The organism is Bacillus sp. 05T31, assembly GCF_056396725.1.
The window spans coordinates 1-8,928 of record NZ_JBFTMA010000124.1 but is presented as its reverse complement, the minus strand read 5'-3'; the positions used below and the strand labels follow the sequence as shown (position 1 = coordinate 8,928).

1 pseudogene is annotated in these 8,928 nt (G+C 37.3%); it reads right to left on the bottom strand.

Annotated elements, in window-relative coordinates:
* A pseudogene (locus AC1DJR_RS10555) lies at positions 1-8,928 on the bottom strand (cell surface protein); the annotation flags it as partial.

The following is an 8,928-nucleotide window of genomic DNA, read 5'->3' as shown; positions in this document are numbered from 1 at the left end:
ATCACTTGTACTGTGAATAACACGATAATTGTTTCGTTCGGTTCCAAATTAGTAGCGACTAGGAAACCGATATTCGGATTCGCTAGTGGAGAGCGTTCCCCATTAATGAAGACCGTACCGTTCATAAATTGTAAACCTGCTGGAATGGTGTCTTGTAATGAAATATTTGAAAGTGAAATCTCGGAAGTATTCGTAATACGCACTGTATAATCAAAATATTGGTTTAAATAAGCAGAGCTGACGGAAGCATTTTTTATCACTGCTGCCGTTATAAATTGAACTGGTATACGAACAATATTCGAATTAACGATGAAAGTAATAATCGGATCCTGTGGTGTCAATTGGAAAGCAGCTGTAACTGTTGCGGAATTGATAATTGTACTGTTTGAAGGAATAGAAGATACGAGAGCTTTAAATGTTATCGTTGCTACTCCATCTGCCGATAAGGAACCAATGTTAATACCAGTGTCTGGTCGAATATTTGGAACCGGAGTACCGTTAATTGTTACACTGTTTTCTATAAATGTTGTACCAGCTGGAATCATATCTAAAACGGAAGTACTTACTGTAGGAATTGGGGAATGATTAAATACCTCTAATGTGAATGTAATAATATCTCCTATAACGACAGAAGATTTGTCAGCGTTTTTCTCAATGCGCACCATTGGATCAACGATCGTTGTTGTAACGGTATTTGTTTGCTTTGTAATTGTAATAGGTGGTTCATTCGGATCAATGGTAACAGTATAGGAAACAGAAGCGTCGTTATTGATWGYAGKTTGAAGAGTCGAAGAAGATAYTGTTACTTGGAAMGTAATGAYARCAGATTCATTAGGRGCAAGGTTTCCTAATGKAATACCATTTTCRGGATTCGCATTMGGCTGATTGATCCCGTTAATCGTAACACTGCCAGTAATGAAAATTGTATCTACTGGTACGGTGTCTATGGCAAGAAGGTCTTCAATCGTTACATTACCGCTATTAGTAATTGTAATTGTATACGTTAAAGTTTGACTAGGTAATGCATTCGTGGCATTAACAGATTTTATGGCAACAACATTATCATTTTGGACAGTTGTTGTGACAGTATTTGTTGTAGTCGTATTTGTAACAGGTAAGTTATTCGGGTTGACTATATAGTTAAAGGTAGTAATTGCTTTGTTGTTGAGTTCATTTGGTGTTGGAATAGAAGTTACAGTTACTTGGAATGAAGCGATGGCATCTCCACCTACAATTATAGTACCAATTGGTATGCCGCTTACTGGATTAACTCCCGGAACAGTTTCTCCGTTTACAATGACACTATTTTCTATAAACGTAGTACCTTGAGGAATAATATCTTGAATGACTACATCATCTGCTGAAACATTACCAGTTTGATTTAGTGTAATCGTATACGTTAACGTATCACCGACCGTTGCAAATGCAAGGTCAACAGTTTTATTGCTATTTAAATTCACGTGATGAATTTCTGTTACGGCAGCTGATGAAATAATAGTTTCGGTAATAGGTGGCCTATCTGGTACCGTGTATTCATATTCAATTGTACTCGTGTTAGAGATTGGATTTGTTTGCGGAATGGAAGTAACCCGGACTTGGAATAGAATAGTTGCTGTCGTATTAGGCGGAATGTTATCAATTTGTATACCGCTAAGTGGATTGTCATTTGGACGAGCGGTGCCATTCACAATAACACTGTTCTCTATAAAGCTCGTATTTGCTGGGATGATATCAGTAACGATAATGTTTTCTACTTGTATATTCCCATTGTTTGTGATGGAAATTGTGTAAGGGATGATAGTTTGTAGGCCAGCATATTGGATAGGCGTTGTTTTTGTTGCAATTACATTAGCAGAAATAACTTCAGTGAAGGTAATATTACTAGTCGATATTTGTTCTTCACCATTAATTGTATAACGAGAAGTGGATTGATTTTGAATACGACCGCTAGCTGGAAGAGCTAACACAGTAACGGAAAACGTGACTGGGATAGAAACGTTAGGTGCAATCGTTCCTACAAGTATACCAGTACTTGGATTCGCGTTAAGCTGAGGAATATTATTTACTAAAACGCTACCGTCTATAAAGGTTGTTCCATCAGGTATGTTGTCTGTAAATACAACAGCAGTAGCATCTGTATTTCCTATATTCGTTAAAGTTGTTGTATAAGTTAAAATGTCGCCAATCGTTACAGAAGTCGAATTAACAGTTTTCAGTGAAACGATATCRGCRTCATTAATTTGGACGAAAGTAGTATTRGAAGTAGTAGATTTTTGAATTGGTGCAAAGTCAGGATTGAAAATAAAGTCGTAGACGATRTTTGCAGTATTAGGCGTTGGATTTAAAGTTGGTAAATTCGTAACGGAAACTTGGAACGTTATTGTAGTCGCTTGCCCTGACGCAATATTAGGAATGAAAAAGCCGATATTCGGATCTGCTGCAGGAAGTACAGTGTTGTTAACTGTTACACTTCCCGGAATAAATACTGTTCCATCTTCTATAGTATCTGTAAAAAAGATGGAGTTAGTTGTAGTAGATCCGTTATTTTGAATGAATACTGTATATTCAATGGTGTCATCAATATTAGCTAATACTTTATTAGCGGATTTTGTAGCGATAAGAATCACATCAATAAATTGTATATTTGTAGTATTGGAAGAGGTCGTTTCTGAAATTGGTGGTGCRCTTTGTTCCGGTTGATATTCATAGTGTATAACAGCGATATTATTAATAGTATTTTGTGCAGGTATAGAGACTACAGTTACTTGGAACGTAACAATAATGGTATTATTTGGAAGGGTAATACCAAGATTGATACCGGTAATTGGATTTTCGTTAGGTCTTGGTATGCCATCTACAAGGATGCTAGTTGGAACGAATGTGGTGCCAGCAGCAATTGCGTCAATTAGGAGAGTATTTGTAATAGGTACTGTACCAGCGTTTGTAACGGCGACTGTATATGTGATGATTTGACCGATACGTGTAATGGATCTATTGGCGGATTTAATTGCACTAACATTTGCCGTCCGCACTTCCGTGTTTACTGCATTTGATAACGATCTACGCTGAATAATCGGAGAGCTAGGGTCAATTTGGTATTCGTACGAAGTGTCTGAAATATTAATGACTTTATTGCCGGACGGTATATTTGTAAGTTGTACTTGGAATGAAATAGTGACTGTTTCATTTGGTTGTATCGTGCTGAGAGTTACTCCGTTTTCAGGATTCGTGCCAGGCTGAATCACATTATTTATTGATAAGCTATCTTCAATGAATATAGTACCTTCTGGAATGTTATCAATAAACACGGTATTGTTAGCTGGAATGGTTCCTATATTTTGTAGTGTATTTGTGTAGGTAATAATTTGCCCAATTGATACGAAAGTTACATCCGCGCTTTTAACAGAAATAATATTTGCATTTTGAAGTGATGTTGTAACAATGTTAGAATTTGCAGAGCGATTCACCGGTGGAGCTGTAGGAATACTTACATATTGGTAATTTGCAGAAGATTGATTTACAATTTCGGTTTCAGTAGGTGGATTGTTTGTTTGCACTTGAAATAGTATYGTTTTGGAACTGTTTGCTGGAATYGTTCCAAKTGGYATTCCGTTTTCTGGATTTACACCTGGYTGCAGGACACCGTTAATTGTGACACTATCGGRAACGAATGTAGTCCCAGCTGGAATAGAATCTGTAAAAATAATATTTATTGCGTCAACATTGCCGATATTTTTCACTTCAGAAATATAAAGTATAGTTCCGCCAATATCCACAGTTATTGGATTGGACGTTTTTGTAACTGTCAATTGTGCTTGCACGAAATTTGTAATGACGATATTACTTGTAGATGTTTCAGTAATAGGCGGTTGTCCTGGGTCTAGTTGAATTGTATATGTTGTATTAGATTGATTTGTAATCGATTCTTGCGAGAATGAATCGTTAATAAGAATTTGGAACGAAATAAGGTGAGTAGCGTTTGCTACTAGGTTAGGCAAAGCAACCCCTACATTTGGATTKGCACCAAGTATAGCTGTTCCATTAAGTGTAAAACTATTTTCTACGAATGTAGTCCCTTCTGGAATAGTATCTGAAAATATGAGATTAGTAGCTGGAATATTTCCGGTATTTTCTAGCGTTATCGTATAAGTCAAAATATCACCTGTTGTTGCTTGTTGTGCATTGACTGCTTTTAAAGAAAGAATATTCGCATCCGAAATTTGTGTGAAAGCTGGATTAGACGTAATTGTTCGAGAGATGATAGGAGCAGTTGGATCGGCGATAAAAGTATAGTCAATACGGGCTATATTAGAAATTGGATTTACGTTTGGAATGGATTGAACGATAACTTGGAATGTGACGGTGACGATTTCTGACGGCGCGATGGAGTTTAATGGTATCCCTACATTTGGATCGGCACCTGGAACTGAAACGCCATTAATGGTCACGCTATTCGGAATAAATGCAGTTCCTTCTGGGACCAAATCTGTTAAAGTAACTGTATTTGCAGTAGTATTTCCGTTATTTTGAACGACTACTGTGTAAGTGATTGTACCGTCGGTAGATTGTACGAGAGAATCTGTATTTTTAATTGCGGATAACGATGCATCAACGACAGCTGTATTAACCGTATTAGATGAGGATGTTGCTGTAACTGGAGGTTGATTTGGATCGACAATATAAGTGTAACTTGTAAGTGCTTGATTTATAATCGCTCCTTGCGGTGGAATAGAACTTGCAAGAAATTGGAACGTAATAGTAGCAGAATCACCTGGTGCGATAATACCAACTGGAATACCGAGAATTGGACTTGTATTTGGAAGCGAAATTCCATTTAACGTAACGCTATTTGGAACGAATAMTGCACCTACAGGAACTCCGTTTATGAGCAATACAGAATTTGCAGGGAAGTTTCCGGTATTTGTTAATGTTGCTGTATACGTAATTAYATCTCCGATRGATACGATTGWTCGATTTGCTTSTAAAACAGTAGTAACGGTAGCGTTATTAATTTGTGTTGAAGCGCCATTAGAATTTATTGTGCTTGTAACAGGAGGAGCTGCCGGGTCAACAATGAATGTGAATTGAATAGATGCAACGTTTGTAATTGGGTTTGAAGGTGGAGTAGATGTAACTATGACTTGAAAAGTAACAGTTAAGGTACTACCCGCGCTAACGGTTCCGATATTAACTCCGTTATTTGGATTTGCCCCTGGAATGATACTTCCATTTACAGCAAAACTATTTTCAACAAAGGTCGTTCCAGCTGGAATAAGATCTGAGAAATTTACATTCGTAGCGTTTGTATTTCCACTATTTTGAATCAAAACTGTATAAGTGATTGTGTCTCCGATATTTGCAAAGGCTGTATTAGCAGTTTTTACAGCTGAAAGTATTGCTGAATTAATAGAAGTAACGAAGACGTTCGTTTCCGCATTGCCAGGCTGAGTCTGTAATGAATTGCCTACGTTATATTGGAAGTTAACAAATCCTAAGTTTTGGAGTTCAGGTGTGAAGGTTGTTGGATTGCTTATTATTTGGACTTGGAACATAATTGTTACGATTTGATTTGGAGTTATCGTATTTATGCCAACACCGCTAATAATAGAAGCGGATGGTAATGRAGTGCCATCAACAAYGACTGATCCTGCAACAAATTGTGTCCATGTCGGTATAGGGTCTGAGAAAACAACGTTGTTAGCAGAGATATTTCCTGTATTCGTAAYAGTGGTTGTATACGTAATCGTATCACCGATCGTTGCAAAAGCTTTATCTCCTATTTTAATAGTGTTTAAAATAGCACTTTCAATTTTTGTTGTAACGCTATTAGAAGTAATATTTTTTGAAACAGGTGGATTAGCCGGATTAACGATATGCTGGAAGCTAACGCTAGCTTGATTGGTAATTGGATTTATAGGCGGAATTTCATCGGCACTAATATGAAATGTTACGATGACAGACTGGTTTGGCGCGATATCACCAATTGGAACGCCTGTAATTAGGTCTGCATTTGGGATGGTAGTTCCGTTAAGTGTAAAACTATTCGGTTCAAAGGAAGTTCCGTCTGGAATTAGGTCGGTAAAAATAACACTCGTCGCACTAACATTTCCGCTATTTGTAATTGTAACGGTGTAGACAATATCCTGCCCGATATCTACCGTAGATACATTTGTATTTTTTTGTGCAGTAAGGATGGCGCTATTAATTTGTGTTGTCGTCGTATTAGATTGATTAGAAGTTGTAATAGCTGACTGGCTAGGATCAACGGCATAATGATATGTGGTAGAAGCAGAATTAGAAATTGGATTAAGTGTTGGAAGTGTAGTAACAGTTGCTTGGAATGTGACGATTGCCGCAGTACCACCATTAATTGAGCCAATATTTACACCAGTAGATAAATCAGCATTTGGAATGGTTTGCCCATTAACTGTGAAACTGTTTGGAACGAAACTTAAATTGCTATCAAGTATATCGATAACGGTAACATCAGTAGCAGCCACATTCCCGGTATTAGGAAGGTTAAGTGTAAATGTTATTGTATTACCAACATCCGCAAAAGTAAGATTTGCTGTTTTTGTRCTAATAATATKTGCGTTGTTTATTTKAAGAAGTGTAGTGTTGGAGCTAGCTGTATTCGATACCGGCGGATTACCTGGATCAACAGTAAACTCATATGTCGTTGATGCTGTATTCGGTGCTGGATTAATAGGTGGAATGCTGTTCACTGTAACTTGAAAGACGATACTATATATTTCATTTGGTGGAAGTGCTGCAAGTAATACACCTGTATTTGGATCCGCATTAGGTTGTAAAATGCCATCGACAGTTAATGTGTTAGGAACAAATGTGAGTCCACTTGGTAATACATCTGTGAATACAATATTAGTTGCATCCGTATTGCCTACATTGGCAATAGAAGTAGTGTAAAAAGCAGTTTGCCCGACATCTGCAAAGGATAGACTTTCATTTTTCGTCATAGATAATATAGCTTCTCTAATTTGTGTTGAAACAGGATTACTAATTGAAGTTTCTGCATCAGGCGGTGAGACTAATTGATACGATGTTGATGAGAAATTTACAATTGGGTTTTCGGTTGGTAATGACGCCACGTTTACTTGGAATGAAACAGTTACTGTAGACCCAGCTGTTATAGGCCCAATATTTACACCGTTCGATGGGTCCGCACCACTTTGAGAAACCCCGTTAATAGAAAATGAGTTTGCAATAAAAGTAGTTCCGCTCGGCACGGTATCTGTGAATATAACATTTTGTGCGGAGAAATTTCCATTGTTTGTTAAAGTGACAGTATAAGTGAGTGTGTCTCCGATATGGCTAAATGCTTTATCAACTTGCTTTGATGAAAGAATGGTAGCTGTATTAATTGTAGTAAACGTTGTGTTTGAAGTAACATTTCTTGAAACAATTGGTGCATTTGGATCAGCGATAAATGTGTAAGAAGCAGTAGCGGAGTTGGCAATGGGATTTTGAACAGGGGTGGAAGTAGCGGTAACTTGAAATGCTATTGCTATTGAGCTGTTAGGAGCAATTGATCCAATTGTAATACCTGTATTAGGATAAAGACCAAGTTGTGTGATGCCATTTATTGTGACACTATCCGAAACGAACGTTGTACCGTCTGGAATAAGGTCAGTGAACGTAATATTCGTAGCATTTGTATTCCCACTATTCGTTAAAAGTGTCGTATAGGTAATAGTATCACCTAGTGTTACAAGTGTTTGATCAACTGATTTAATCATCGTTATCATAGCATCTAGTACAGGGTTTGTAACGATGTTCGTTGAAGTAGAAGTAGTAACAGGAGCTGCGCTTGGATCAACGGTATAAGAGTATAAAATTGTATCGTTATCCATAATTGAACTTGAAGGGGGAACAGAAATAACAGTTACTTGGAAAGTAACGGTTACTGTTGCGCCAGGAGCGATATTGGGTATATTGACTCCAAGTGCTGGCCGTGCACCAAGTTGCTGCATACCATTGATTGTGACCGAATTTGGTATAAATGTAGTGTTGGCTGGAATAGCGCTTGTGAAWGTWATATTCGTTGCTGCWGTATTYCCYGTATTTGTAATAGTAGTKGTATACGTAATYGTATCWCCRACWGAAAYWATRGATTTATCAGCACTTTTTGAGGTAGCTAATATTGCGCTATTTATTGTCGTAGTAACGGTATTAGATGAAGCGGTTTGAGTTATAACTGGTTGACTTGGATCGACAATATGCTGAAATTGTACAGAACTAGAATTAGAGATTGGATTTATACTTGGAATGTTTGTAACAAGTGCGTTAATAGTAATAACGGCCATTCCGCTTGGGTTTATATTTCCAATCTGTATTCCGTTCCCAGGATTTCCAATTTGCTGAGCACCAGAATCATTTACAAGAGTACCAGATATAAATGTCGTTCCATCAGGCAAAATATCCGTGAAAATTATATTTTGTGAAGTGACATTTCCAGGGTTGCTTAATGAAATTGTATAGGAAAGTGTATCCCCGATCTTTGCAAAAGTTTTATCTACAGATTTAACTGCCAAAATTTCTCCGGAATTTATTTGTGTTGAAACCGGATTAGATGTTGTACTTCGTGAAACAAGTGGTAAATTAGGTCCTGTCATAAATTGATAATTAATAGAAGCTCCGTTTACAACGGGTGAGTTTGGTCCTCCAGGTCCGATTGTAAAAATAGGATTTGGGATGCTAACTACTTGCACACGGAAGGTGACGTTTATAAAATCTCCTGCAATAATATCCCCAATTGGTATCCCATTCGCCGGATTTACTCCAGGTAATAAAACCCCACCTACTCGAACGCTATCTTCTATAAATACTGTATTATTTGGAATCGGATCTGTAAAAGTGATATTAGTAGCAGTTGTGTTTCCTATATTTTCTAATAAAACTGTATAAGTT